The following is a 26,118-nucleotide window of genomic DNA, read 5'->3' on the forward strand; positions in this document are numbered from 1 at the left end:
GGCTAGTTGATTAAAGGATTACAAGGATGAACAAAAGCTTATCTGCAATTGGCGTACTTGCCTGCCTTCTAATATCCACTGTTTCAGCCAATGACAAAGTCATTCGCATTTATCACGACTCAGACTACACCTCTCACTCTTCCTCTGCACAAGCCATGAAGATGGGTTTTCTTACCGCTCTGGACGAAATCGATTATAAAATTGGTAACTACCAACTCGAATTTGTTGAAAAAGATCATCGAGGAAATGTTGTTCGTAGCCACAGAACGATGAAACAATTCGTAAATGATCCTAGCGCTCTATTTATACTTGGCGGACTACATTCACCTCCTTACATTAAATATCGTCAATACATCAATGATAATGAAATTCTGCTACTAGTTCCGTGGGCAGCAGGTGGACCTATTACCCGCCATCCTGATAGTAATAACTGGGTATTCAGATTATCTGTCGATGATTCAAAAGCGGGCTTACGAATCAGCGATTACGCCGTAAATTCAAAACAGTGCAAATCTCCCCACCTATTACTCGAAGATACAGGCTGGGGGACATCGAACTTCAAGACAATAACCAACTACTTTGAAAGCTCACTGTCCATTACACCTGAAGTTACATGGTTTAATTGGAATACCAAAGACAATGCAGCCAAATTAATTTTGAGAGAAATTGCCAAATCCGAAAGTGACTGCGTTATCTTCGTTGGTAATGCTATAGAAGGCGCTACCTTTATGACAGCCATGACAGAGGTTGAACAATTCAATCTACCTGTGCTTTCTCATTGGGGAATTACCGGCGGTAACTTCCCACAAAAATTAGGCTCGAGCACTTTATCAAAACTCGATTTAAGCTTTATTCAAAGCTGCTTTTCATTTGTGAGTTCAGAAGAAACGCCATTTAGCCAATCTGTTTTTGCCCGAGGTCAGAAACTATTCCCTGAAGCATTAACAGATTACAGATCTTTATAATCACCAACTGGATTCACTCATACGTACGATTTAGCTAAGGTCGCTATCCAAGCTATGCAAGAGATACCTTTAAGTGATGATATGGCTCAAAATAGGCAGTTACTTCGAGAAGAATTAGAGTCATTAAACACGCCTGTTAAAGGCCTAATAAAAACTTACCAAAAGCCCTATTCTGCTTTTAGTCAATCTAATTTAGATGCACATGAAGCGCTCGGATTATCTGATCTATGTATGGCCAAATTTACCCCGGATGGAGTAATAGAAGTAATACCTAATACGACTCCGAAAGCTCCTAAATAGTTGAGGAATAGGATGCAGCTTCGTAAACGAAGTTTAAAACTTTCAACAGATACACTGTTTTATCTGTTTATTGCTGCCTTTTTCGCTATAGCTTTGACCTCTAGTTATATCGCGATTGGGGAACGTGTTCGTGATATTACAATAGACTTTCAAAATCGAACAACTAGCGCACAAGCTGCAAACGCTGCCACTTCGATAGGTAACTATGTAGACGATCGTATTCTGTTCTTACAGGACCTAGCTAAGAACCCTCTTTTAACCAGTGCGGTGATGGCCACTCTGGATTCGGAAGAAAACCTTGTCGATTTTTTGGACTCACTTCTAATCCTCGGTCAGCATGAATCAGTATTCTTACTAAATATTATTGGGGAGCCTATTTACCGACCTTCCAACCAAACCTTGAATTTGAACTTAGAAAATGAACCTTGGTTCGAAGAAATACTAAATGGCGAAAGGCCTTGGGTTATATTAAAACACCGAGAAAATGAACAATGGCACTTCTCTATCGCTGTTTCAGTCAATTATAACGGTACTAGCGAAGGTGTTGTTCTGGTTCGATTTGATAAAGACATCAGTACATTATTTACCACCCAAGCACATGCCGCCAGCATTAGAATCAAAGGTGATTACCTTGATTACTCTTCTCTAAATAACACTCTTGATTACCAAAAAGTTGACGAACAAGTTGCTGGTCAGACCCAACTTAACGTCGAATATTACATCGATCAACAACACCTCGCTTCTGAAGTAAATCAGGTTATCCAAAGTATATTCATTGGCCTTCTTCTAACATTTTTGGTCGTCTTTATACTGCTACTCTGGCTTGGAAAAAAGTTTTTTATCAACCCATTCAAAGCAGTCAAACAGTCTGAAAAAGAACTGAGAGAAGAGCAAAATAGAAACAGAGTCCTCTTAAAAGCCCTAGAAGTAAGCCCTGTCGGTGTAACAGTGGCAGATGCCACACAACAGGATCTTCCTCTAATCTATACCAATGAAGCGTTCCTTAAGATAACCGGGTATAACGAAAGCGAGGTAATCGGAAAGAATCATAGATTCCTTTCAGGTGAAAAGACGGACCTAAAAAGCTTAAGCCAGATATCAAAAGCGCTTAAAGCCCATCAAAGCGTCAACGTTGAAGTGATTAACTACACCAAAGACAAAACACCTTTTTGGAATGACGTTTCGATTTCCCCCGTATTTGACGAACACAATAATCTAACTGCATTTGTCGGTGTCGAAAATGATATAACCGATAAAATTAAGCGTGAACAAGAGCTGTCTGAAACCGCAAGACAACTTGAGTTAGTCGTAGATTCTACCAATGTTGGTATCTGGGACTGGGATGTACAGTCTGGAGCATTAAGTCTCAATGAGCGCTGGGCTGAAATTATAGGCTATAAACTCGATGAACTAACGCCTATAAATATCGATATTCTCCATAATTTCACCCACCCTGATGATTTACACTTATCTAGTCATCTGCTTAAAAAGTATGACCGAAATTCCAGTGATCGCTACAGCTGTGAAATCAGAATGAGGCATAAAGCAGGCCATTGGGTTTGGGTCTTAGATGCCTGCAAAGTCGTAGAGTGGGATAATAACAATAAACCAAGACATATCATTGGTACTCACCTAGATATTACTGACCAGAAGCTGTCTGAAGAATCACTGCTAAAAGCAAAAAATGAAGCTGAACAAGCAAACATTGCAAAGAGTGAATTCCTTGCCAATATGAGTCACGAGATAAGAACACCAATGAATGGTGTTATCGGTATGACAAATATATTGCTCGACAGTGGCTTAAATCAGCAACAATTAGATTACGCTAATACTGTTAAAAACAGTGCGGACTCTCTACTCACTATAATCAACGACATCCTTGATTTCTCCAAAGTAGAGTCAGGGAAATTAGAGCTTGAATCGGTCGATTTTGATATGGGCCAACTTCTTGATGAAATAGGTACTTCATTAGGCATGCGTGCCCAAGAAAAAAATCTAGAACTCATCTGTCCTGCCACATCCATCACTGATCAATGGTTTAATGCTGATCCAAGTCGAATTCGCCAAATACTCGTCAATCTCATAGGAAACGCATGTAAATTTACTGAAAAAGGTGAAGTGGCTGTTTTCTATGAGTCAAAGCAAATCACCCCTAAGCAAAGCAAAATAGTGATCAAAGTGGTCGATACCGGCATTGGACTGGACGATGAGCAACAAACCCGCTTATTCGAACGCTTTAGTCAGGCTGACGGCTCTACTACACGTAAATACGGCGGTACCGGTCTTGGACTATCGATAAGTCGACAACTAGTAGAGTTGATGGATGGTGAAATTGGTGTAGATAGTCAACTGGGTAAAGGCTCGACATTCTGGATAAGCTTGACGCTACCTCATGCTACAACAGAGCCAATTACTCAGCCAATCGAAGCATTACATAATAAAAAGATCTTGGTAATTGATCCTAATGAAACCAATCTAAATCTACTCGGAGATATATTAACGAGTTGGAAGATTGAACATGAACTGACTTCAATGGCCGAAACAGGTTTTGAAAAGTTAAAAGCTGCTGCAACGAACAAAACACCTTTTGATATAACCATCATCAATCAAGAGCTATCGGATATGGATGCTATCGAGTTTGCCACACGCTGCAAACATGAACCTTTAGTAACATCAACCAAGCTGCTTGTTCAAACAGTCAGCAATCAAATCTTTGATAAATCAAAATACCATGAAAGAGGTTTACACCATCTAATCGCAAAACCTATCAACCAAAGTCAGCTTTTTAATAAACTATTAGATCTTGTCCAAGTTAAACAACAAAATACCTCTGTAAAACCTGCTAACGATAGAAAAGCGGCGTTCTCCTTTAATAGCAAAGTTTTACTCGTAGAAGACAACATTACCAATCAGGCCGTCGCACGGGCTTTATTAGAACAGCTCGGGCTAAAAATTGATGTCGCGGCTAATGGTGAGGAAGCACTGTCAGCTCTCGAAATGATCAAATACGATCTTGTCTTTATGGATTGCCAAATGCCGGTGATGGATGGCTATGAAGCTAGCAGAGCTATTAGGAAAGAAAGTAAGTTTAAAGACTTGCCTATCATTGCCATGACCGCTAATGCCATGGCAGGTGATAGAGAAAAGTGCCTTCAATCCGGTATGAGTGATTACATATCAAAACCAATCAATGCCGACCGCTTAATCCAAGCGCTTAATCATTGGCTCCCTGATGATCAAAAATTCACGTCCAACAAAGAGCAAGGTATTTATCACACCGAAGACAAACAGCTGGTGTGGGATCAAGACAGCGCACTGAAGCGCTTAATGATGAACGACAAACTTCTCGCTAAGGTGCTAGAAGCCTATCTTCAGAATTCAGCTGAACTGATTGCAAACACACAATATGCATTCAGAAATCAGCAATGGGAGGAGCTAAGGCAGCAAGCTCATAATATGAAAGGCATGGCCTTAAACCTATCAGCCCCCCAACTAAACGGAATCTGCCAAAAGATTGAAGAAGCCTCCGCTAACAATCACACAGAACTCGAAACTCTCTTGCCTGAATTCATTAAAGCATCAGAAGCGTTATATACGGAGTTTGAAACATATATTTCTAATAAAGCACATACCACCACTAAGTGGTGATCAACGATAGCTTGTCTGCGCCTATATGTCTTAATCCATACTCAATGCAGTTTTAAGACGGGACAATAAACTATTCTGATCCGTAGTCGATTCCGCCAATTTTACTGATCCAGTTGGCGCAACTACATAAGGGTTTGTATTGCCTTGGATTTGGGTAATCATACGATTGCGCTCTAACTCCCATTGATCTACAGGATCTAGCTTTGCCCAAGCATTAAACAGCTTTTCCTGCTTATTACCGATGCGAACGCCATACTGGTCGCGCATATAAAAATACGTACGAGCAATATCACCACGACGATGCTCAACTGGCTCAACCTTTCGCTGCTTAAAATCGACTTCCATATCACATTGCCCATAAACACGCGGCTCACCTTCTAATTGTGCGAAACTGTAATTAGAGCGATCACCATTTACCTCGCCGATTGCAGGTACAAGGTTGTGAAGGTCAGATTCCATCTTCTTGAAATTAGGGTTCTTCTTACAAGTTTTACGACCACCATCTTGCCAGCATTGCAATTGATGACCAAAAGCCCAAGCTGGCATTACGTGCTCCCACTCAATACGCTTTGCTCTATTCGCGTTTTTACGTGGTGTGTAACCACAGGATTTTAAATCTGGCACCAACTTTTTACCTTGAGCTTTATAGTCACAACCACAATAAAAGCTTTGCTGGTTATCTGCGTAGATCTCTTTAAGAATCTTTTTGGCACTGCCAAAAGACTTAGGGTGCTCAGCTAAGGCTAAGCCTGGGGTCATTAGAAGAACAACAGGAAGGTACTTGTACATTGGAATTCCTTTTAAAGGCGTCCAATGCCAATCGATGCTTCCTGCTTTAAATTAGTTAGTAGGGTTTAAACGCCAATATGGGTGGTTATGTAGCTACTCAAAAGGCACGACTATCATACGGCTGAAAGATAAATTTAAGCTTAACCTTGTGAAAAGAGTCCGTTCATACCATCAATAAAATCAGATTTACCGCCATAAGAGGGATGACGTATATAGCGGATATCTTGATCAGGAAATGCTTTTTGTAAACAGTCCGTTCCTTTACGACCTAACCCTGCAATCGCATCGGGCTGATAAACATCCATCAGCATCTGTAACAGCTCTAAACCTTCTTCTATTTCAGCTTTTAATGGTGCCCTATTCTTTTTTTGAATACGCGAAGGATGCGGATGATAAGGGAACGAATTCCAGAAAAGCGGCACTGTTTCTTGTGAACACAGATAGCGCCAGACAATAGAGGCTGTATTCTCAGCAGTAAGCGTATTAGGGTTAAGCTCAATTTTTGGCTTTAACTGCTGCAAAAAAGGATGATCAACCTCATCAAATAATTTACCACTGGAAAATGGGATGCCAGTTAAACGTCCACCTTTAAAACCATAAGCTTCACCGACTAAAAGAATCCTTGGTCCCGATTGCTCAAAGGCCAGTTCGATGTATCGCTTTAGGTTTTCTAATTTGTTTTCATCCCTATAGGGGTTGAACACAGTAAGGGTATTTTTACGCTTGCTAAGTTTTGTGTAAAAACTGTCTAGATTAGGCATTTAACAAAGTCACAAGTTTATGCGTTAAAAACATGATCAATACAACGGCTAGACCAAATACGTAAAGCCCCCAGTGAATCTGAATTGACGCTACAGCCCCGAGTTTTACAGTTACCAATAATACCGCAACCACCATCACGTCGAGTATCGCCCAGCGGCCGTAATCATGCATCAAGCCAAGCAATTTACGTTGTTTAGCAGATATTTCATCGCTTGGTGCTGTTAATCTAAATAACAAAAATAACTTAACCAGCGGTAGAACTACGCTAAAGAGAAAGACTAAAGCCGCTAGGATCAGATGCCCTTCATTTAAAAGACTGTGTACGCCACCAATTACAGAAAAAGAACTCTCGAAGAAATAGAACTTGCTCATCGTCATCATCGGACTAAACAGCCCAACAGCCAGACAGATCGTTGTAAAGATCAAAGCTATTCTGAGCCACAAAGACTGGGATGAAGATAAAGGGGTGAATCTATCCATGAAAGGGCCTCAAAACAAATTGACGCAAGTATACCAATCCATAGTTGTCATAGTACAAACGAAACACTTCTGAGTGTTGTTTTAAGGTGTTATTTAACTGTGTGATCTAAAGATTTAGTGTAAAGGCGCAGGCTAAATTGAATTAGTCTCGACCTAATCTGACATATCTTCTTAAGAAAGAGAGAGTTACCCGTTTTGATAAAGGTGCTGAAATCTTAAATCAAAACAAAGGTAACTCTCATGTTGCATACTAGCAATCCCATCATTAAACACAAAGCAGGCTTACTCAACCTTGCGGAAGAACTTGGAAACGTCTCAAAAGCCTGCAAAGTAATGGGTGTCTCCCGTGATACGTTTTATCGCTATCAGGAACTTGTTGAGGAAGGCGGTGTTGATTCACTGATCAACCGATCTCGCAGAACGCCCAATGTCAAAAACCGTGTAGATGAGCAGATTGAGAACGCCGTCATTGAACACGCGATAGCTTTCCCCGCTCATGGCCAAGCCCGAACCAGTAACGAACTGCGTAAAGCTGGCGTGTTTGTATCGGGCAGTGGTGTTCGTTCCATCTGGCTACGTCATAACTTAGAAAACTTTAAAAGCGCCTTTCGGCTCTGGAAGCAAAGGTTGCGAGTGAAGGTATCATTCTGACGGATGACCAAGTGGCTGCGCTTGAGAAGAAGAAACAAGATGACGAAGCCTGCGGTGAAATAGAAACGCATCATCCTGGCTATCTGGGTTCTCAGGACACGTTCTACGTGGGTAATCTAAAAGGGGTTGGCAGGATATATCAGCAAACCTTTGTTGATACGTACAGCAAGGTAGCGTTCGCTAAGCTCTACACGACGAAAACCCCAATTACCTCAGCCGATGTATTGAATGATCGTGTATTACCATTCTTTGAGGCTCAGGAGCTGCCTATGCTGCGTATCCTGACTGATCGAGGCACGGAATACTGTGGCAAGGTTGAGCAGCACGATTACCAGCTATATCTCGCCATCAACGATATTGATCACACGAAAACCAAAGCGAGACACCCACAGACTAACGGTATCTGTGAGCGCTTCCATAAAACGATATTGAACGAGTTTTATCAGGTTACGTTCCGTAAAAAGCTCTATGCTTCACTGGAAGAACTGCAAAAAGATCTGGACGAATGGCTGGATTATTACAACAATGAACGAACTCATCAGGGGAAAATGTGCTGTGGCAGAACGCCACTGGAAACATTGCTTGATGGAAAACAGATTTGGGCTGAAAAGAATTTAGCCCAAATCTAATCTGACAGTAGCACTGGAAAGAACGGGTAACTGTCAGATCAGGTCTGAGCTAGTACAGCTAAATATACTCAGTATTTAGCCTGCAATTGAGTCGACGCTAAACCGCCATATCAATCTGCTGAACCGTTCCAACATCACCAGCTTCAGTTAAGTAGAAACCACTGGAGCGGACTCGGCCATTCTCCTGGTTGTTTTCTCCTTTAATATCGAAGGGCGTTTCTGTTGAGCCTAAATAGATCGCCCCTACACCACTATCAGCCAATGATTCTAGGTAATCGCTATCTTCTGTTTTATGCCATACAAGAAGATCGTCGAATATAGAATCACCCTCATCGATATAGTTGTTACCATCCTCGTCATATTGGGCTAGATCGGCAAAGCCATTACCCGTTAAAGCACCAAATAGCTCTGTACCGTCATTGATAATGCCGTCTTCATTTTTATCTAGAGCAAGCATGCCACTTTCACCGGTCAGATAACTTATGAGTTCTTTATCACCATCAGCATCAAGATCAAATTCAAACTTTTCATCAGAAAGATCGGCATGGTTACCTTCGAAGTTAAGGATCAGTGGATCTGTAAACTCCACGACACTTGTCATCTCAAACTCACGTGTAGCTGAGTAACTCCGCTCCATTTCTAAGTTCAGATCAAATTCAATCTGCCTACCATCAGCCGTCGTTACCATGCCACAGCTATGGAAACTGGAGCACTCGTACTCTTCAACGGTTTCGGTCACCTTAAACGACATCTCCATCTTTATAGGTTGCAGCTGCATGGGTACACCGCCTATTCCATCTTCACTCGGAATAGAATCAGCATCCGGTATCTCTACATCATCGGGGATGTCGGTTTGTATGTGTTTCGGGTTAATAGCATTTAATAAACTTTGCCACAGTCTGGCTTTGGTAATCTCTCTTTGCTCTGCAATGTTTGACTCTTTTTCAGCAGTTCTAAATTGCAAGCCTTGATCGGTAAGCACTAAAATCGAATTACCCTGAAACTGATCATCACCTTCTGTTGAGGACTGCTGACCTAAATCAATGCTGCTGAAAAAGCTGCTTTGATCCTGACTAATAAATGATTTTGCTTCGCTTAACTGGGCAAGAAATTGGTTACCATCACTCCCCCAATCAATCATTTTGGTTTGAGAGCTATATTCCGTTTTCTGATGCTCAGCACTCATATGTACATTACTTGTCTGAATAATCATTGTTCTCTCCTTGCTGATTTTCTGCGTCAATTAACCCTCGCCGTTCAAATTTATGAAAGCGTGATTTAATTCTTAAGGGCGCAAGAAACCAGTTTTTGTAAATAACAAAAACAAAAAATCGGTTATTAATCCTCAGCGGAAAATTTTTGCCTTAAATCTGAATTCGTTAGGCAAAACTCACCTGCTGCCCGAGCAAATGCCAAGACAGTTCTTCCGATAAGAATGCTTGTATTAGGTTAAAAAATTAAAAGAGACTTCCTGATGACCACTACCTCCCTTGCTGAAAGCCGCGGAATACATAGGCTGAAATAGAATAGCCCATATTAGCCATCGAAAATTCAGGCTGTTTTATGTTCATTTTCTAATCCAACATTACGCTGTTCGCTTCGACTAATTACGTTTGAGTAACCTAAGGATCAGCAAAAAGCGGGCCGCTATCACATTGAATATCAAAGGAATTAAACGGGATTAAAAAAAGCCGCTGAATGCGGCTTTAGAAAAAGAGAAATGATCTAATCGAATTTGTAGTATTTTTGATTAAGGTAAGTCGCTACAGCCGAAACCTCATCAGGAAACCAACCAACATCTAACATGGTGTTACACATCTCAACCTGGGCTTCTAATCTTGAATAGGTATTAACACGACGATTAGGACGAATATAGATATCCGAGCTATGGCACGTCTCACAATTAGCATCGGTGTAAACCTCCCCTCGGATCGTTCGTTCCAAAGCAACTGATTCGTATAGCTCTTTACCCTGTTCGGCATCTGAAGCAAAAGCAATAGGCATATATGATGTTATTAGAATAACCAGCGTGCTCTGTATTTTCTTAGCCATAGTTGTCATGAACTTAATAACCTCTCCCTCATAAAGGATATGCTCTGATACCACTATAAAGCTAAGATTTGTCTGATCAAGCATTCCTTACATCCTTCGCCCATTCAAGACAAAAACCACTTCTATTCACACCCAAAATAAGACTAGTACTTTGGTAAGTATAAAGCTTACTTTAGCATTCCATGCCCACTGGGAAGTCTGCCAACACTGATTAAATCTTTTTTAATTGATCAACAGGATTCAGAAGACATCATAATCATAAATATAAAAAGGACAGGAATTTTGAAAAAGATACTCGCTTCAATCGCACCTGTATTAGTTAGCACCTCTACCGCTCATGCATGCAGCCAAGCCACCTGCAGTCACCTTTAACGGTGATGAATACGCATACAGAGCGACTGAAAGCTCGGCACACCAATATACGCCTACTGACCAAGCGGACCTTTCTTCATACAAAGATATGATCTCCTTCACCTTCTCAGAAGAAGTTAAAACCAAATCTGATTTAAAACCTTTCGCAGAAAAGTTTTTAGCTGCATACAACGGCAAAGGTAAGATTATTAAAGCGATCGCGGGCCCTGATCCACGAGATCCGAGCCTTTTCCTTCTAGCGACAATGACAACGAGTGACAAAAGTTCAGAAGCTAACATGTTCTTAATCCGCGTAGAGAACGAGGCTGGCGTTGTTATGAACTACTCCCACCACATTTATGGAAAAGATCAAAGTAAAGCTGTAATGGATTGGTTTAATGCTAATGGCCATAAAATGGAATCTACTCTAATGTCTTTCAAAGAGTGGTAAGACCCCAAAATTCTAGACACTTTCTAGTTTCTAAAAAACTGCCTTTCAGCTTCCGCTGGTGACAGCCCATCATTAGTACCATGATTTCTTCGAGGGTTATAGAAACCTTCTATGTAATCAAATATCTCAGCTCTAGCCTCATCGCGTGTTCTGTAAATCTTCCGTTGAACTCGATCCTTTTTGAGTAACGAAAAAAACGACTCCGCAACAGCATTGTCATGGCAATTACCACGACGACTCATACTGGCTTCCAGATTATGATCCTTAAGGAACCTACGCCAGTCACCTGAGGTATATTGAACCCCTTGATCTGAATGAACAAGAACCTTTGTTGTTGGTCTTCGACCCCAAATAGCCATCAGTAACGCATCGATAACGAGGTCTGTTTTGGGTGAGCTTTTCATCGTCCAACCGATGACTTTACGTGAGAACAGATCAATCACTACCGTGAGATATAACCAACCTTCGTAGGTTCTAATGTATGTGAAATCAGTTACCCACACTTGATCAGGCTGAGTGACCTCGAATGCTCGATTAAGGATATTTTCGGCAGCAGGGTGTCGTTTTCCTCCTTTGAAACCAGGGTGACGGCGATAACCACGGACAGCCGACAAACCTTCGCTACGCATAATACGATGCACTCTGTTCTTTCCGCATAGCTCACCATCTCGTTTTAAATCGATAGTGATATTGCGGTAACCATACACACAGCCGCTTTCAAGCCAAAACTGTTTAATCTTTACTGCTAAGCGTTGGTCTTCGCGTGCTCGAGGGCTAAAAGGTTGCTTCAACCATGCGTAAAAGCCGCTGCGATGGACAGCCAATACACGACACATGACGGCTACACGAAATTTCTTGAGTCGCGACTTTATGAACGTGTACTTTTCTTTGACTCCCCTGCGAAGTACACCGCGGCTTCCTTTAAAATGTCACGCTCTTCAGTGACGCGGCGTAATTCAGCTTTGAGTTTTTTGATCTCAGCGGACTGGGCATCATCCGCTTGTCGGCAGCTATCGGGCTGGCTGTATTTTTGCACCCAAGCGTAAAGGCTTTTATAAGTTACACCGAGTCGCTCAGCGACATCAGTAATCGTATAGCCCTTATCCGTGACCTGCTTAACCGCTTGGATTTTGAATTCTTCTGGGTAACGTTTTCCGCGCATCGTACACCTCATTATTTTCGTCGATTATATATCTATGAGGTGTCTAGAGAACTGGGGGCTTACCAATTGAGACTGACACATATATAAATTCATTATTTCCAGCTTATTGAGCCTAACATTCCTGCTTTCGCCTCACGCTTCTGCTAAGAACTGTGAAGATGCTAAAACCAGCATCCAGATGAATCGATGTGCAGCTATTAAACTCGAAGTTGCACACCACCAAATGACAAAGTATTTGGATGCAGCCTATGAGTTACATGCTCAAAATTCTTCGGCTATAGAAAGTATCAAGCTTGCTCAAAAAGATTGGGAAACGCACGTTGCATCACATTGCGATTCTATTTATGCAATTTGAGAAGAAGGTAAAAAGAAAGCCTTTGCATCTATTTTTTGCATGATAGATAAAACAGATGATAGAACCTCTGAAATCAGGGCAACCTATCTATCTCACTTCGACGCCGCAATCCCTCAGCCCCAAATTAGGACTCTGTAATAAAAATTGTAATCGTTGGGGGATCAGATTCTAGAAAATGCCCCCCCACGGTATCGATGTCTAATAAAAATATTTAAAACTATTAAAAGTGTACTAAGCTGATTTTCTTTCGTAAGAATCATTATTACTTTCAACTGTTAGTTTTTTGAGGGCTTCAATTTTTTCCGAATAAAGATCCTTACTGATGTAAAAAGCAGTATCAATCAATCGCCGACCTTTACTCTTGAATCTTCTTTCATTTTTCCTAGTTTTATTTTCAAGAAGATACCCCAGTCTCCTATCAACACCGTCCTTCCGCCTCTCTTTCCCTTTGTAGATACATCTTTGAAATAGAAGGTGCCACTCATATGCATGAACCAATGTTGGTAGCATAGGACTGTGTCTTTTTCCTTTTGAATTACACCAATAAAATACTGCTCTATAATTTTTTAAATCCTTTATTAGCTTTAGTTTCATGGGATCACCCATACATTCTTTAATCTAGTTTGGATTATCAAGCCTACGAAGAAAAATGAGAGAGCCTAAAACAACTGCATTAATCTAGCAGGCTTGTCATAGGCTTTTAGTTACTTAAGATCAATACACCTTGAGTGATCACATGAATCACACCATTGCATGCAGGAATATCGATATATCCTAGATCCAGAGGTGAATCATTAATGCTAAGACCATTAACATTCACGAACTCTTTGTTTGCCATTCTTATGGTTTTACCATCACGTTTAACCACATACTTAGACGTTCTTTCACCAAAGGAAACATGGTAAGCCAATACCTCAATTACACCATTGAGTGTAAGTGCTCCCGCTCATGCATTAACAACCTCTACTGTGCTTGACGTGTCTACGCCGGATAGATCTAGTAAACCTGCTTCTTCAAGCGCTACGGCTGTATTCAAGAATGCTTGATCATTAGGGGCAAAAAGCGTTACTTCTCGATCTTCATCAGTCAGCACATCAAATAAATTTGTGCTACCAATGGTCGCCGTTACGGCACCAATCAGAAAATCGAACTCGCCAGCTGTTGCACCGTTTTCATTTAACTCAACCAGTTCAGTGACAATTGTCCCGAGATCGTCAGTACATTCTTCAGCGTAGTGTTAGTGAACCAAAAGTTAACCAAGCTGCGCACATGAATGCAGTAATTGTTTCTTTCATTGTTCTGTACCTTCAGAGCTTAAGTTGCTTAATTAATTATCAACACTCGATACTGCACCCTGAACAAGCAGATCAAAAAAAAGACCAGAATTAAATTCATCTTAAATAAGTTTAGAGGATTTCATTTCAAGTTAACTGCAAACCAGTTAGGGGAAACAGCCTTACTTTATTCTTGTTTCAGTCTTGGTAATCTTAATCACTCACTAGCAAAGTCACTGAGTAAAATCTACTATGGTAAAGAAATCTATTGTAAATATTTATTAAAAAGCCAAGTACGGATATTTCCGCCAACACTACGATTGCGCAGGATGCAGCTAACCGTTCTAAGCCAATAAGGTTTAATAATGCTGTACCGAATACTCTTGTATTTTCACATCTTGTTCTTTAGTTATTCGGTTCATTCATCGCCTCTCTATCAAATTCAAACCGAAGACTTTGCCCCTTATGCCTATGAACTCCCAAACGGAGAGATCGATGGCATGGCGTTGGATATTATCCATTGGATGCTGGACGATCTTGCAATTGATTCCCCGATACTGATGCTTCCTTGGGCCAGAGCTGTTCACAATACAAGAACTAAAAATTGGAACGTGCTTTTCTCTGTTGCACGCACGCCAGAGCGAGAAGATTGGTTTCAATGGGTAGGTCCATTTTATTCAGATGAGATTTTACTCTTCCGAAAAAAAACTATAGGTACCCCTCCCCCTTCTCCCACAACGATTAAACAATATGGACTAGTCTTAGTAACGAGGGACTACCCTGAAGAAAAAATACTTACACAACAAGGCTATAGAAATCTGGCCTATACAACTAACCCAAGCATTAGTCTAAAAATGCTTTTAGGTAACCGAGCAGAATATTTGGCACTTGGTAAGGCAGCTTTACCTTGCTTACTCGCAAAAGAAAAGATCAACATTGAAACTATTGAATCCACAGGTATATCAATTCATTCAACCGAACTTTATATTGCTATGTCGAAAAGTACTCCAACCTCAGAAGTTCAGCGCTGGCAAAATAGCTTAGACAAACTCAAATCAAGTTCGATGTATGAAAAATTTATTAATGAAACTCGACACTGTCAGTGATTTAGATTTATTAGACATGACATCATTGATTCTTCTGAGCCTATTAGCGCGCACCATATCACACTGATCCATATTCAAAATTCAAGCGTAAACTCTTTGGGTGATAGAATTACTCGATTGATAGAAACTAATTGAAACTAGCGATTTGGTGACAGATTTAACATATCTGCTCTAATCGGTATGAAAGCGTAGCGATCACTATTAGCAATAACCTTTCATACATAGCTTTGGGTAATTAGTGCGTTAGACTTACCTTACTAGATACCCCTGTTAGACTCTGGCAAATTTGTTCGACTCGTTTTTTTAATGGATAACGTAATGAAAATTGAAGATGTCTTGAAATTAGATATTGTTAAAACACTCAGTGTATTTAACTGCATTCTCAATAAAGGTGAGAAGATGTCGTCCGGTCATTATGTCTATTCCGGCATACAAACTCGAAATGATCGTGATGGATATTCATAGACCTTATTCGATTCCGAAGTAGAGCTTAACTTATTTTGCCACAATAAATTCCAAACGAATTTTGATCAAAGATCTCAGTTTGAAGCACTTCCACATAAAATAGACCGCATTTATTACAAGCGTCAACTCGGCTAACCTACCTAAGATATAAAGATAAACTTTGAGCTCCCTTTATCAAACGCTAATAAACCTATGTTACAACAATCTGAAATTAACGAACTTCGGGCACGTGAACCAAAATAAAAAGCCTTGCTAATTAGCAAGGCTTTTGAATTATCAGATCATCATTTTCACAATTCGATTACCCCTTTAGATATCGCGAATATGATTTAGAAAATCATTTGGCTGCACCACACCGATAAGGGTTTTATGGTCGAGCTTTGTACCTTCGCGATCATAGAAGATTAGTGCTGGTGGACCGATTAGTTCGTAATCTTTATTTAGCTTTTTAGCCGGTTCATCATTGGCTGTGACATCTACTTTTATTACACGATATGGTGCTAAAGCATTTTGCACACGCGAGTCAGCGAAGGTAACCACCTCAAGCTCTATACAAGCGACACACCAATCAGCATAGAAATCTAACATCACGGGCTGGCCATTGGTTTTCGCGATCTGTAGCTCATTGCTAAGCGCTTCTGGCGTTGTCACTTTTATAAAAGGTAGAACCTCAGCTTGTGCAGATTGGTCACCTGCAAATGCTTTTAGTGGGTATCTAAAGCTATTACCACCTGCCAACGCACCGATCATTAAAGACAGGCCGTAAAGCAAAATAATAAGACCTAAGCCTTTCGCAAGGTTCTCTTTGGCTGTTTTAGCCTTAGCCAGCACACCCATGTAAACAGCCGAAACAACGAGGATAATTGCTGTTAACCACATGGAAACGACGGTAGGAACGATACGATCAAGCATCCAAACAGCCATCAATAGGAGCAGCACACCAAATACCGCTTTGACCTTGTCCATCCATAGACCAGCATGCGGAAGTAATTTACCTGCAGAAGCGCCAACCAATAGTAGCGGCACACCCATACCTAAACTCATCACGAATAGTGCACTGCCACCTAGGAACGGATCACCTGTTTGGCCGATATAGATCAATGCACCGGCCAAAGGAGCCGCCATGCAGGGACCGACAATTAATGCCGACAGGAAGCCCATAATCGCCACACCGGCAACCGTGCCTCCCTTCTGACTATTACTCGCCTGACTTAAACGGGTCTGAATACTGTTGGGCAGTTGCAGCTCGTAAAAACCAAACATAGACAAAGAGAGTAAAACGAAGATCAAACTGAAGCTGCCGATAATCCAAGCATTTTGGAAAAGCGCTTGAACATTCTCACCAAACAAGCCTGCGAGCACACCAGCGATGGTGTAAGTGATCGATACGGCTAGTACATAGACAAGAGACAGACCAAAACCTTTAGCAGTCGATACATGCTTCCCCTGACCAGCAATGATACTGGATAGGATTGGAATCATCGGAAAGACACAAGGAGTTAAGGACAAAGCTAAACCTGCTACGAAAAACGCGCCTAGCGTAACGATTAAGCTGCCCTGAGAAAGCATCTTCGCAAAACGATCCTGCTCTGTGACTGCAGGTGCATTAATGGTTTGCATCGTTGCAGCAGTTGCTGGTGCGCTACTCAGATCAGCAGCTGATTGAGAAGGGGTAAATGCTGTTATTGCGATCTCTTTTGTGACCGGTGGGTAACAAACACCACCGTCCCAACAACCTTGATAGGTAATGGTTAGCTTGTCGTCTTTTGCTGGATCGACTTTGCTGAGCAGCGAGAGATCAATCTCAGCGCGGTCGTAATAAACCCATACCTGACCAAACAGTGGGTCATCTTTTAATTCAGCTGGTGCATTCTTGCGCGAAATGATCTGGGTTGTTTCGCCATCTTTTAGCTCTATCCTGTCTCTGTAGAGGTAATACTCGTCTGGCATATGCCAGATAAGCTTCAAAGTATCACCCTCTTGTACATGCCCGAAGACAAACGCTTTTTCTACCTGAACAGGGCCTTTTTCACCAAAAGGGTTTTGATCAAATAGTCCCGCTGTCACAGTCGGGGAAGCTACAGATAAGATAAGTAAAAACTGTAACCAAAAAATTCGTTTCAATAGATACAACACAGCGTTTCCTATGGATTAATCTCGCAGACGCTTGATTGACAACTTTTATGCCCAACAGTTCGTTATCAATCAGATTTACTTAGTTTACCACGCCTTTTTTATCGAACAGCACTCGTAAAAGCACTTTAATTAGTAGAAACAACTGCCATTGTTTTGATTTGGCGCAGAATAGACCATCTGCATACTTATAACCTTCATAGGTTTATGGTAAAACAAGCGACACATTGACAAAGAGTCTAGAGAGCCACAGCGCTAAAAGCGCTCAATAACGTAAAATAGCTCTCTATTGTAGGATAAGAACTAATGACCGATACACGTGTTGAAGATTTAAATATCGAATCAAATAGCGTTCTGATTTCCCCAGATGCGCTTAAGGCTGAAATGCCAATTTCTGAGAAAGCAGCCCAAGCAGTAATGCAAGGCCGTTCTGTTGTTCGTGATATTCTTGACCGTAAGGACCCCCGTTTATTCGTTGTCGTGGGCCCTTGCTCTATTCACGATACAGAAGCAGCGATCGAGTATGGTAAAAAACTGGTTGAGCTTCAGGAAAAAGTAAAAGATTCCTTGTATCTGGTTATGCGCGTGTATTTTGAAAAACCACGTACAACTGTAGGCTGGAAAGGCCTAATTAATGATCCAGACCTAAACGACTCTTTCGAGATCGAAAAAGGTCTGCACACTGCGCGTAAACTTCTATTAGATCTATCCGAAATGGGCTTACCGTTAGCAACTGAAGCATTAGACCCGATCTCTCCTCAGTACATGCAGGATCTGATCTCTTGGTCTGCAATCGGCGCACGTACTACTGAGTCTCAAACTCACCGCGAGATGTCTTCTGGTCTATCTTGTGCTGTAGGCTTCAAAAACGGTACCGATGGTGGCCTAGAAGTTGCGACAAACGCTCTTAAATCCGTTAGCGCACCACACCGCTTCCTAGGTATTAACGAGAGCGGTCAAGTTTCTATTGTACACACTAAAGGCAACCAATACGGTCACGTTGTACTTCGTGGCGGCGGCGGTAAGCCAAACTACGATTCTGTAAACGTAGCGCTTTGCGAACAAGCACTAGATAAAGCTGGCCTAGCAAACAACATTATGATTGATTGCAGCCACGCAAATTCAAGCAAAGATCCAGCTCTTCAGCCACTTGTAGCTGAAAATGCGACTAACCAAATCATTGATGGCAACAAATCTATTGTTGGTCTAATGATTGAAAGTAACCTTGCTTGGGGCAACCAGTCTATCCCTGCAGATCTAAGCGAACTAGAATACGGCGTATCTGTAACAGATGCTTGTATCGACTGGGAAACTACTGAGAAGTGCCTAGTTGAGATGAACGAGAAGCTGAAGCCTGCATTAGCTAATCGCTAATAAACTCAGCTCTCCACAAAAAAGCGCATAGGGTAACCCATGCGTTTTTTTAGTTTTCGGAGAGAATATATACTTCTCCATCACCATCAAATTCTAATTGCTCCTGCGGCATTTGCCCTGCAAGTCAGATTCAAACCAAATACAGTTTGCCTCATCTAACTTGGCTTACCAATATGGAATAACCCATATAGCCTTTATGGGTTACAACGTTAATTTATGCGGGTCTGAATGCCCCAATTGGGTTAGCAACTCAACAAACTTTGGATCAAATCGATAACCGCTTTCACTATTGATACGACTGATTGTTTTAGCGACCGCGATTTTCGGCTTGTGGTCTTTTCTCAATCGGAGATAATTTTGCTGATAAAACTTCAGCATTGAAAGAATCATACTACCTGCTGGAATATCTTTTCCTTTCTTGCCATAGGGACCGCGACCATCAAAACGTTCAAAACTACACTCAATCAGCTTTGATGCCCCTAGCCATTTGCCACCTAATTTTAAAAAACCAGCAGACAACTCCAGCTGCTCTTTAGCTTTTGCTTTTTCCCATTCAGCTGATTCGAGCCCTATATCAAAAACTGGGGATGGAACAAATTTACTGCCCAAATTTTGGAAGCTAAATGCAGCCATCAGCTGATCATCACTTTCTGGATATTCTAATTTCTTATTTAATGAAGAGCCTATCGAAATAAGTTTGGATAAATCTCCTTGCTGCTGGATGGACTTAGACTGCAAAATTTTGGCAATCTTTTCCATAAAACCAAGATCATCAAAATCTTTTAACTGCTCTTGTGCTTCGAGTTTATCTAAGACACTATCATTGATACTTTGAGTCACCGTCAGAATGCCTGAAAAGCTTTCTAAGGTGGCTTGAGCCGCATCGTCACGTGATGACTGGTCTGACTTTAAAACCTGCAGCACACCCTTTTCCAGAAGATCAATGTCAGATGAATTAATGGCAATGCCATTGACTCGATCAGCCACCAACTGCTCTAAGCGAGTAAATACAAAAGCGATAAACTCACCTTGAACGGGTGTATAGAAAAGCTTACCTTTTCTAAATTGATCTACTAAATCTTCTAATCTATGGCAGACATCAGCAATACTGTCGAGAAACACCATATGACAGTTACCTTTAACAGAATGTACCGCCCTAAACATCTGATTCACAATTTCAGGATCATAATTGCAGTTCAAAGAACTAAAACAGTGATCTAATTCCTCCATCGCTTCCTTAACGCTAGAGTAGAACTCAGTTTTAAGTTCATCACTTAGATGCTGAAACCCTTGATCATTCGCTTCCGACATTATTCACCATTTCGATTAGCCACAAAAAAAGGATAGCAAAGCTATCCTTTTTTATAACATATTATTGAATACTTATTCTTCAGGCATCACTTTAGGTTGATCTGTGTTCTCATAAATGAGGATAGGATCGTTATCACCCTCGATCACACCCTCATCTATCACAACCTTGCTAACATTCTCCATAGAAGGCAACTGATACATAATATCTAGTAACGTAGCTTCCATGATTGAACGCAAACCACGTGCGCCTGTTTTACGCTCAAGCGCTTTACGTGCAACCGCCTTTAAAGCAGCTTCACGGAAATCAACTTCAGCGCCTTCCATATCGAATAGTGCAGCATACTGCTTAGTCAAACTGTTCTTTGGCTCAGTCAGAATCTGAATCAACGCTTCTTCATCGAGTTCAGCAAGTGTTGCTACCATTGGTAGACGACCTACAAACTCAGGAATCAGACCGTATTTAACCAGATCTTCTGCTTCTAGTTCACGAAGGCTGTCAGAAACCGTTTTCTCTTCATCTTTGCTCTTAACAACAGCGCTGAATCCGATAGAACCTTTCTCTGAACGATCACGAATAATCTGCTCTAGGCCAGCAAATGCACCACCACAGATAAACAGGATATTAGACGTGTCTACCTGCAAAAACTCTTGCTGAGGGTGCTTACGACCACCTTGTGGAGGAACAGAAGCAACCGTACCTTCAATCAGCTTAAGTAACGCCTGCTGCACACCCTCACCCGAAACGTCACGCGTAATGGATGGGTTATCAGACTTACGTGAAATCTTATCGATCTCATCAATGTAGACAATACCAAGCTGAGCTTTCTCTACATCGTAATCACACTTCTGCAGAAGCTTTTGAATGATGTTTTCTACATCTTCACCTACGTAACCTGCTTCAGTTAGCGTAGTAGCATCAGCAATAGTGAATGGCACATTCAATAGGCGTGCTAGTGTCTGAGCAAGCAGGGTCTTACCACTACCCGTAGGGCCGATAAGAAGAATATTACTTTTGCCTAGCTCAACGTCTGAATTGCTGCTCTTTTGGAAGCGTAGACGCTTGTAATGGTTGTATACCGCTACAGCCAGTACTTTCTTAGCGCGATCTTGGCCAATAACATATTCATCCAGAGCTGCACTTAGCTCTTCTGGAGTCGGCAGATGATCGCTCTCTTCCTGAGGCTCTGCTTCTTGTATCTCTTCACGAATGATGTCGTTACATAGATCAACACATTCGTCACAGATAAAAACGGACGGACCAGCAATTAGCTTACGTACTTCATCCTGGCTTTTTCCGCAGAATGAGCAGTACAGCAACTTACCGCTGTCATCGCCATCTTTACCTTTGATTTCGTCGGTCATTCGACTTCCTCATAATTCTTTATCAGGGCTATACCCTATATTGCAACTCTGTTTCACATTTCAACCCTTATACAAACAAACAGGGTGAATTTTATGATTATAGTAACAATTTCTACTCAGGCTTAATCAGTGTTACGACGATCAAGCACTTCGTCAATTAAACCGTATTCTTTAGCAGCGTAAGGATCCATGAAGTTATCACGATCTGTATCACGAGAGATCGTTTCTAGATCTTGACCTGTATGCTCTGCTAACAACGTATTCAATTTATGACGAATACTCAAAATCTCTTTGGTATGAATCTCAATATCAGTTGCCTGACCTTGGTATCCACCTAACGGCTGATGAATCATTACACGAGAGTTAGGTAACGCAAAACGCTTACCTTCAGCACCACCGGCCAGTAGGAATGCACCCATACTCGCTGCCTGACCCAAACACATTGTGCTCACGTCTGGCTTGATGAACTGCATAGTGTCATAGATAGACATACCAGCAGTTACAGATCCACCCGGGGAATTAATATAGAGATGAATATCCTTATCCGGGTTCTCCGCTTCTAGGAACAGCAACTGCGCAACAACCAGATTAGCCATATGATCTTCTACAGGACCTACAAGAAAGATCACACGCTCTTTTAACAGACGGGAGTAGATATCGTATGCACGCTCACCACGAGCCGACTGCTCTACTACCATAGGCACTAGACTACTCAAAATATCTGAGCCACCTTTACCAAAATCCGCCATGTATCACTCCTTAAAACGGAAATAACCTAAACACAAGCACTCGATAATACTACGTTGATTAATTCAGGCAATAGCTTTAACCAACAACACTGCATTTATCAGGCGCTAAAAACAAAAAAAACGACAGCCAGCTTTCGCTAACTGTCGCTTTTACAGTAGTGACTTTTACTTCAGAAGAGCGTTAATTAAGCTGCAGCACCCTGCTCTGGCTTAATTGCATCTTCGTAGCTAACAGTAACGTCTGTTACTGTAGCAGCTTCAAGTAGGTTATCTACAACCTGCTCTTCAAGAACTAGACCTTTGATCTGACCTAGCATCTCTTCGTTACCCATGTACCAATCGATAACTTGCTGAGGATCTTGGTAAGTTTCAGCCATCTCTTCTAGTGTTTCTTTAACACGAGCTTCGTCAGCTTCTAGTTCATTTACTTTGATCACTTCTTGCATAAGAAGACCGATCTTAACGCGACGGTCCGCCTGATCAGCAAACATCTCTTTTGGAAGCATGTTTGGATCCATATCAGAATCTGGACCCGCAAACTGCATTACAGCTTGACGGCGTAGGTTGTCGATTTCGCCATCGATTAGTGCAGCTGGTACTTCGATTGGGTTAACTTCTAGAAGCTGAGTGAATACAGCATCTTTAAGTTTCATTTTAAGAGCCTGCTTAAGCTCACGCTCCATGTTCTTCTGAACTTCAGCGCGGAAAGCTTCTTCAGTCTTCTCTTCTAGACCAAACTTCTCGAAGAACTCTTCGTTTAGCTCAGCAAGAACCTGCTCAGAAACAGTGTGTACTTTTACTTTGAATACAGCGTCTTTACCTTGAAGGTTTTCAGCTTGGTATTCTTCTGGGAACGTAACGTTTAGCTCAACGTCTGCACCTGCAGTAGCGCCCGCTAGACCGTCTTCGAAACCAGGAATCATTGAGTTAGAACCTAGAACAAGGTCCATGCCTTCGCCTTTACCACCGTCGAATGCTTCACCGTCGATGAAACCTTCGAAATCGATGCGTACGCGATCGCCTTCAGCTGCTGCGCGCTCAACTTCGTTCCACTCAGCTTGCTGCTTACGTAGCGTTTCAATCATCTGATCAAGATCAGCATCGTTTACTTCAGCCGCTTTCTTTTCGATCTCTACTTTAGAGAAATCAGCCAGAGCGATCTCTGGGTAAACTTCGAATTTAGCAGTGTATTCAAGGTTTTCACCTTCAACATCTTTTGTGAATTCGATTGCAGGCGTGCCAGCTGGGTTGATCTCTTCCTGCTGAAGCGCTTGGTAGAAGCTTTCCTGAACTACTTGGCCAAGAACTTCTTCACGAATACCTTTACCGTAACGCTGCTTAACAACTTTTACAGGTACTTTACCAGGACGGAAACCGTCGATACGTACTGTACGTGCAGTCTGCTGGATACGCTTGTTAACATCCTGATCGATGCGCTCTGCTGGTACGGAAACCTTCAACAGGCGCTCTAGGCCAGAAGTCGTTTCAACGGAAACTTGCATGTAATGCCTCACAAATAAAATGCTTGAATCAATAATCTTCAACAGACCGACGTATTGCTAACGCTGCTTGATCTGCACAGCCGCTCGTAAATTTCGAGCAAAATCAAAGCGCGAAATTCTCCGGCAAGCAGCTTAATTAGTCAAGTTTAGTAAGCAAAATAACGTATAAGAAATGAAAATTATTATTAGACAGATCACTTAGATCAACAAATAAGCTAGAAATGGCTTTTATAAGCAGAAAAACACAGAGACAAAATCAAAGCAAGGTATTTATAAGCCAGAAGAAGCTTTTGATATAAGAAGGAATAAAGATCAATCAATGGTGCGGACGGAGAGACTCGAACTCTCACACCTCGCGGCACCAGAACCTAAATCTGGCGTGTCTACCAATTCCACCACGTCCGCAGATAGATCTTTTTTACACATAGCTTGAAACTGATTACACCAAAACAACGCTTCGTTGTAAATGGTGCGGACGGAGAGACTCGAACTCTCACACCTCGCGGCACCAGAACCTAAATCTGGCGTGTCTACCAATTCCACCACGTCCGCAATCTATGTGTATCGTTAATGGGGTGGATAATGGGGCTCGAACCCACGACCGCCGGAATCACAATCCGGAGCTCTACCAACTGAGCTATACCCACCATAACGATCGTTTTTGTGTAGTACATGGTGCGGACGGAGAGACTCGAACTCTCACACCTCGCGGCACCAGAACCTAAATCTGGCGTGTCTACCAATTCCACCACGTCCGCAGACTACACAAGAGATTTAATGGGGTGGATAATGGGGCTCGAACCCACGACCGCCGGAATCACAATCCGGAGCTCTACCAACTGAGCTATATCCACCATCAAATCTCTTTCTAACAAATGGCACGCCCACCAGGACTCGAACCTGGAACCTACGCCTTAGAAGGGCGTTGCTCTATCCAGTTGAGCTATAGGCGCCCGACTCACTTGTCAGACCTCAGACTTTGGCCTTAACTAGCGTCTAGCGCTTTGTTTTGGCCGCCTCGTCTTGAGGAGGTGCGCATAATATACACCCTAAATTTTGCCGTCAACACTTTTTTTATCTTTTATTTCAAAAGTTTTAGATTGATCATCTAACAACCAATAACTGGCTATTTATCAAGCAGTTATCCCATTTTTGGCTATCAAATTGATCGGATTGATGCTCTAGCCAGCTCTTTCACCTTTTTGATGTAAATGCACGCCTACTCGCTTACTACTCAATTACTTGTACCTACTTATATAGCTAATTCACAAAAGGCGCTTGGACGAAATACTCAACCATGAGAGAATTCACCCCAGATAAAACTTAATAAAGGACCCTCCCTTTAAATGAGCGCACAGATTATTGATGGTAAGCAAATTGCCGCAGATGTTCGCCGTCAGGTTGCTGAAGGTGTTCAGCAGCGTATCAACGACGGTAAAAAAGCTCCTTGTCTAGCAGTACTACTTGTAGGCATGGACCCAGCTTCTCAGGTTTATGTTCGTAATAAAAAGAACGCTTGTCAGGATGTAGGATTTGAGTCCCGCTCTTTTGACCTGCCTGCAGAAACGACTCAAGAGGAACTACTGAATCTTGTTGATGAACTAAACCAAGATGATTCAGTTAACGGTATTTTGGTACAGCTTCCTCTACCAGAACATCTAGATTGCAATGAGATCCTTGAACGCATCCGCCCAGAAAAGGATGTTGATGGATTCCACGCTTTCAATTTAGGTCGTCTAGCTCAGCGCATGCCTGTTCTTCGCCCTTGTACTCCAAAAGGCGTTATGACGCTGCTTGAATCTACAGGCCAAGACTTACATGGTATGGAAGCAGTCGTAGTTGGTGCATCTAACATCGTTGGTCGCCCTATGACATTGGAACTGCTTCTGGCGGGTTGCACTGTAACCACAACTCACCGCTTCACTAAAGATCTTGAAGCGCACGTTCGCCGTGCCGATCTTGTAGTCGTCGGTGTTGGTATTCCAGGTCTTGTGAAAGGTGAGTGGATCAAAGAAGGCGCCACTGTGATTGATGTAGGCATCAACCGCCTTGAAGATGGCCGTCTAGTCGGTGATGTGAGTTATGAAGCTGCAGCAGAGAAAGCCGGCTTTATTACCCCTGTTCCAGGCGGTGTAGGCCCAATGACCGTGGCTACACTTATGGAAAACACTTTAGAAGCGGCAAACAAGCAAGACGCTTAAGTTTGTTACTCAATAAAAAAGGCAGCCTAGGCTGCCTTTTTTATTT

23 protein-coding genes, 6 tRNA genes and 1 pseudogene are annotated in these 26,118 nt (G+C 41.9%); 10 read left to right on the forward strand and 20 right to left on the reverse strand.

The window, feature by feature from the left end:
• Positions 1-26 precede the first annotated feature (26 nt).
• The 3 genes from ACMXYO_RS09425 to ACMXYO_RS09435 are packed head-to-tail and all read left to right on the forward strand — an operon-like array spanning position 27 to position 4,913.
• Positions 27-965 (forward strand): ABC transporter substrate-binding protein, encoded by a 939-nt coding sequence (locus ACMXYO_RS09425; RefSeq protein WP_415884883.1) that lies wholly within the window; start codon positions 27-29, stop codon positions 963-965.
• 54 nt (positions 966-1,019) lie between these two features.
• Positions 1,020-1,265, forward strand: a complete 246-nt coding sequence (locus ACMXYO_RS09430) for a hypothetical protein (protein ID WP_415884884.1) — start codon at positions 1,020-1,022, stop codon at positions 1,263-1,265.
• 12 nt (positions 1,266-1,277) lie between these two features.
• A complete protein-coding gene (locus tag ACMXYO_RS09435) occupies positions 1,278-4,913 on the forward strand; it encodes a response regulator (protein ID WP_415884885.1) in 3,636 nt (1,211 codons plus the stop codon).
• A 30-nt stretch (positions 4,914-4,943) separates the two neighbouring features.
• Here the strand turns inward: ACMXYO_RS09435 and ACMXYO_RS09440 are convergent, their stop codons facing one another.
• From ACMXYO_RS09440 to ACMXYO_RS09450, 3 genes are all read right to left on the reverse strand, one after another.
• Positions 4,944-5,702 (reverse strand): endonuclease, encoded by a 759-nt coding sequence (locus ACMXYO_RS09440; protein WP_415884886.1) that lies wholly within the window; start codon positions 5,700-5,702, stop codon positions 4,944-4,946.
• A gap of 140 nt (positions 5,703-5,842) precedes the next feature.
• Positions 5,843-6,463: a uracil-DNA glycosylase gene (locus tag ACMXYO_RS09445; protein ID WP_415884887.1), complete on the reverse strand. Its 621-nt coding sequence runs from the start codon at positions 6,461-6,463 to the stop codon at positions 5,843-5,845.
• Positions 6,456-6,944, reverse strand: a complete 489-nt coding sequence (locus ACMXYO_RS09450; protein ID WP_415884888.1) for a paraquat-inducible protein A — start codon at positions 6,942-6,944, stop codon at positions 6,456-6,458. The genes ACMXYO_RS09445 and ACMXYO_RS09450 overlap by 8 nt, the downstream gene beginning before the upstream one ends.
• Before the next feature lie 240 nt (positions 6,945-7,184).
• Between ACMXYO_RS09450 and ACMXYO_RS09455 the strand changes: the two are divergent.
• Positions 7,185-8,224 (forward strand): annotated as a pseudogene (locus ACMXYO_RS09455) (IS481 family transposase).
• 97 nt (positions 8,225-8,321) lie between these two features.
• Here the strand turns inward: ACMXYO_RS09455 and ACMXYO_RS09460 are convergent.
• Both ACMXYO_RS09460 and ACMXYO_RS09465 read right to left on the reverse strand, forming a co-directional pair.
• Complete coding sequence (locus ACMXYO_RS09460; protein WP_415884889.1) at positions 8,322-9,437, reverse strand: hypothetical protein; 1,116 nt, start codon at positions 9,435-9,437, stop codon at positions 8,322-8,324.
• Positions 9,438-9,949: 512 nt separating this feature from the next.
• On the reverse strand, positions 9,950-10,360 hold the full coding sequence (locus ACMXYO_RS09465; protein WP_415884890.1) for a hypothetical protein: 411 nt from the start codon (positions 10,358-10,360) through the stop codon (positions 9,950-9,952).
• Between the two features lie 253 nt (positions 10,361-10,613).
• Here ACMXYO_RS09465 and ACMXYO_RS09470 point away from each other — a divergent pair, with 253 nt between their 5' ends.
• The gene (locus tag ACMXYO_RS09470; protein WP_415884891.1) at positions 10,614-11,078 is read left to right on the forward strand and encodes a hypothetical protein; all 465 of its coding nucleotides are present in this window, start codon (positions 10,614-10,616) and stop codon (positions 11,076-11,078) included.
• A gap of 23 nt (positions 11,079-11,101) precedes the next feature.
• Here the strand turns inward: ACMXYO_RS09470 and ACMXYO_RS09475 are convergent.
• Positions 11,102-12,240 (reverse strand): IS3 family transposase gene (locus ACMXYO_RS09475; RefSeq protein WP_415884722.1). Its coding sequence is split into 2 segments (ribosomal slippage): positions 11,102-12,003 and positions 12,003-12,240, totalling 1,140 coding nucleotides; the frame shifts between segments, so codons are not numbered across the junction.
• A 178-nt stretch (positions 12,241-12,418) separates the two neighbouring features.
• Here ACMXYO_RS09475 and ACMXYO_RS09480 point away from each other — a divergent pair.
• Positions 12,419-12,595: a lysozyme inhibitor LprI family protein gene (locus ACMXYO_RS09480; protein WP_415884892.1), complete on the forward strand. Its 177-nt coding sequence runs from the start codon at positions 12,419-12,421 to the stop codon at positions 12,593-12,595.
• A 231-nt stretch (positions 12,596-12,826) separates the two neighbouring features.
• Here the strand turns inward: ACMXYO_RS09480 and ACMXYO_RS09485 are convergent, their stop codons facing one another.
• The 3 genes from ACMXYO_RS09485 to ACMXYO_RS09495 form a co-directional block, all read right to left on the reverse strand.
• A complete protein-coding gene (locus ACMXYO_RS09485; protein ID WP_415884893.1) occupies positions 12,827-13,189 on the reverse strand; it encodes a hypothetical protein in 363 nt (120 codons plus the stop codon).
• A 106-nt stretch (positions 13,190-13,295) separates the two neighbouring features.
• Positions 13,296-13,505 (reverse strand): hypothetical protein, encoded by a 210-nt coding sequence (locus ACMXYO_RS09490; protein WP_415884894.1) that lies wholly within the window; start codon positions 13,503-13,505, stop codon positions 13,296-13,298.
• 36 nt (positions 13,506-13,541) lie between these two features.
• On the reverse strand, positions 13,542-13,688 hold the full coding sequence (locus ACMXYO_RS09495; protein ID WP_415884895.1) for a hypothetical protein: 147 nt from the start codon (positions 13,686-13,688) through the stop codon (positions 13,542-13,544).
• Positions 13,689-14,234: 546 nt separating this feature from the next.
• On the opposite strand from ACMXYO_RS09495, the gene ACMXYO_RS09500 reads away from it, so the two are divergent.
• Entirely contained in the window at positions 14,235-14,975 is a 741-nt protein-coding gene (locus ACMXYO_RS09500) for a substrate-binding periplasmic protein (protein ID WP_415884896.1), read from the forward strand.
• Positions 14,976-15,293: 318 nt separating this feature from the next.
• Positions 15,294-15,440, forward strand: coding sequence for a DUF3081 family protein (locus tag ACMXYO_RS09505; RefSeq protein ID WP_415884897.1), 147 nt, complete (start codon positions 15,294-15,296; stop codon positions 15,438-15,440).
• 309 nt (positions 15,441-15,749) lie between these two features.
• On the opposite strand, the gene dsbD is transcribed toward ACMXYO_RS09505, so the two are convergent.
• Positions 15,750-17,576 (reverse strand): protein-disulfide reductase DsbD, encoded by a 1,827-nt coding sequence (gene dsbD, locus ACMXYO_RS09510; protein WP_415884898.1) that lies wholly within the window; start codon positions 17,574-17,576, stop codon positions 15,750-15,752.
• A gap of 303 nt (positions 17,577-17,879) precedes the next feature.
• Here dsbD and ACMXYO_RS09515 point away from each other — a divergent pair, with 303 nt between their 5' ends.
• Positions 17,880-18,947 carry a 3-deoxy-7-phosphoheptulonate synthase gene (locus ACMXYO_RS09515; RefSeq protein WP_415884899.1) on the forward strand — a complete coding sequence of 356 codons (1,068 nt, stop codon included), beginning with the start codon at positions 17,880-17,882 and terminating at the stop codon, positions 18,945-18,947.
• 201 nt (positions 18,948-19,148) lie between these two features.
• On the opposite strand, the gene ACMXYO_RS09520 is transcribed toward ACMXYO_RS09515, so the two are convergent.
• The 10 genes from ACMXYO_RS09520 to ACMXYO_RS09565 form a co-directional block, all read right to left on the reverse strand.
• Positions 19,149-20,258 carry an Hpt domain-containing protein gene (locus ACMXYO_RS09520; protein WP_415884900.1) on the reverse strand — a complete coding sequence of 370 codons (1,110 nt, stop codon included), beginning with the start codon at positions 20,256-20,258 and terminating at the stop codon, positions 19,149-19,151.
• 72 nt (positions 20,259-20,330) lie between these two features.
• A complete protein-coding gene (gene clpX / locus ACMXYO_RS09525; protein WP_415884901.1) occupies positions 20,331-21,620 on the reverse strand; it encodes an ATP-dependent protease ATP-binding subunit ClpX in 1,290 nt (429 codons plus the stop codon).
• A 122-nt stretch (positions 21,621-21,742) separates the two neighbouring features.
• Positions 21,743-22,369 carry an ATP-dependent Clp endopeptidase proteolytic subunit ClpP gene (gene clpP / locus ACMXYO_RS09530; protein ID WP_415884403.1) on the reverse strand — a complete coding sequence of 209 codons (627 nt, stop codon included), beginning with the start codon at positions 22,367-22,369 and terminating at the stop codon, positions 21,743-21,745.
• Between the two features lie 185 nt (positions 22,370-22,554).
• On the reverse strand, positions 22,555-23,871 hold the full coding sequence (tig, locus tag ACMXYO_RS09535; RefSeq protein WP_415884902.1) for a trigger factor: 1,317 nt from the start codon (positions 23,869-23,871) through the stop codon (positions 22,555-22,557).
• A 320-nt stretch (positions 23,872-24,191) separates the two neighbouring features.
• Positions 24,192-24,276: transfer RNA gene (locus ACMXYO_RS09540), tRNA-Leu, on the reverse strand.
• Between the two features lie 62 nt (positions 24,277-24,338).
• Positions 24,339-24,423 (reverse strand) — tRNA-Leu (locus ACMXYO_RS09545).
• A gap of 19 nt (positions 24,424-24,442) precedes the next feature.
• Positions 24,443-24,518 (reverse strand) — tRNA-His (locus ACMXYO_RS09550).
• 26 nt (positions 24,519-24,544) lie between these two features.
• Positions 24,545-24,629, reverse strand: a tRNA-Leu gene (locus tag ACMXYO_RS09555).
• A gap of 20 nt (positions 24,630-24,649) precedes the next feature.
• Positions 24,650-24,725: transfer RNA gene (locus ACMXYO_RS09560), tRNA-His, on the reverse strand.
• Between the two features lie 22 nt (positions 24,726-24,747).
• A tRNA-Arg gene (locus ACMXYO_RS09565) sits at positions 24,748-24,824 on the reverse strand.
• Between the two features lie 393 nt (positions 24,825-25,217).
• On the opposite strand from ACMXYO_RS09565, the gene folD reads away from it, so the two are divergent.
• Positions 25,218-26,072 (forward strand): bifunctional methylenetetrahydrofolate dehydrogenase/methenyltetrahydrofolate cyclohydrolase FolD, encoded by an 855-nt coding sequence (gene folD, locus ACMXYO_RS09570; protein ID WP_415884903.1) that lies wholly within the window; start codon positions 25,218-25,220, stop codon positions 26,070-26,072.
• Positions 26,073-26,118: the final 46 nt, after the last annotated feature.

This window comes from Neptuniibacter sp. QD37_6 (assembly GCF_047778085.1).
Taxonomy (GTDB): domain Bacteria; phylum Pseudomonadota; class Gammaproteobacteria; order Pseudomonadales; family Balneatricaceae; genus Neptuniibacter.

Coding starts and splice junctions, on each gene's coding strand:
- ACMXYO_RS09425 (WP_415884883.1), top strand. CDS start 27: ATGAACAAAAGCTTATCTGCAATTGGCGTACTTGCCTGCCTTCTAATA.
- ACMXYO_RS09430 (WP_415884884.1), top strand. CDS start 1,020: ATGCAAGAGATACCTTTAAGTGATGATATGGCTCAAAATAGGCAGTTA.
- ACMXYO_RS09435 (WP_415884885.1), top strand. CDS start 1,278: ATGCAGCTTCGTAAACGAAGTTTAAAACTTTCAACAGATACACTGTTT.
- ACMXYO_RS09440 (WP_415884886.1), bottom strand. CDS start 5,702: ATGTACAAGTACCTTCCTGTTGTTCTTCTAATGACCCCAGGCTTAGCC.
- ACMXYO_RS09445 (WP_415884887.1), bottom strand. CDS start 6,463: ATGCCTAATCTAGACAGTTTTTACACAAAACTTAGCAAGCGTAAAAAT.
- ACMXYO_RS09450 (WP_415884888.1), bottom strand. CDS start 6,944: ATGGATAGATTCACCCCTTTATCTTCATCCCAGTCTTTGTGGCTCAGA.
- ACMXYO_RS09460 (WP_415884889.1), bottom strand. CDS start 9,437: ATGATTATTCAGACAAGTAATGTACATATGAGTGCTGAGCATCAGAAA.
- ACMXYO_RS09465 (WP_415884890.1), bottom strand. CDS start 10,360: ATGCTTGATCAGACAAATCTTAGCTTTATAGTGGTATCAGAGCATATC.
- ACMXYO_RS09470 (WP_415884891.1), top strand. CDS start 10,614: ATGCATGCAGCCAAGCCACCTGCAGTCACCTTTAACGGTGATGAATAC.
- ACMXYO_RS09480 (WP_415884892.1), top strand. CDS start 12,419: ATGAATCGATGTGCAGCTATTAAACTCGAAGTTGCACACCACCAAATG.
- ACMXYO_RS09485 (WP_415884893.1), bottom strand. CDS start 13,189: ATGAAACTAAAGCTAATAAAGGATTTAAAAAATTATAGAGCAGTATTT.
- ACMXYO_RS09500 (WP_415884896.1), top strand. CDS start 14,235: ATGCTGTACCGAATACTCTTGTATTTTCACATCTTGTTCTTTAGTTAT.
- ACMXYO_RS09505 (WP_415884897.1), top strand. CDS start 15,294: ATGAAAATTGAAGATGTCTTGAAATTAGATATTGTTAAAACACTCAGT.
- ACMXYO_RS09515 (WP_415884899.1), top strand. CDS start 17,880: ATGACCGATACACGTGTTGAAGATTTAAATATCGAATCAAATAGCGTT.
- ACMXYO_RS09520 (WP_415884900.1), bottom strand. CDS start 20,258: ATGTCGGAAGCGAATGATCAAGGGTTTCAGCATCTAAGTGATGAACTT.
- clpX (WP_415884901.1), bottom strand. CDS start 21,620: ATGACCGACGAAATCAAAGGTAAAGATGGCGATGACAGCGGTAAGTTG.
- clpP (WP_415884403.1), bottom strand. CDS start 22,369: ATGGCGGATTTTGGTAAAGGTGGCTCAGATATTTTGAGTAGTCTAGTG.
- tig (WP_415884902.1), bottom strand. CDS start 23,871: ATGCAAGTTTCCGTTGAAACGACTTCTGGCCTAGAGCGCCTGTTGAAG.
- folD (WP_415884903.1), top strand. CDS start 25,218: ATGAGCGCACAGATTATTGATGGTAAGCAAATTGCCGCAGATGTTCGC.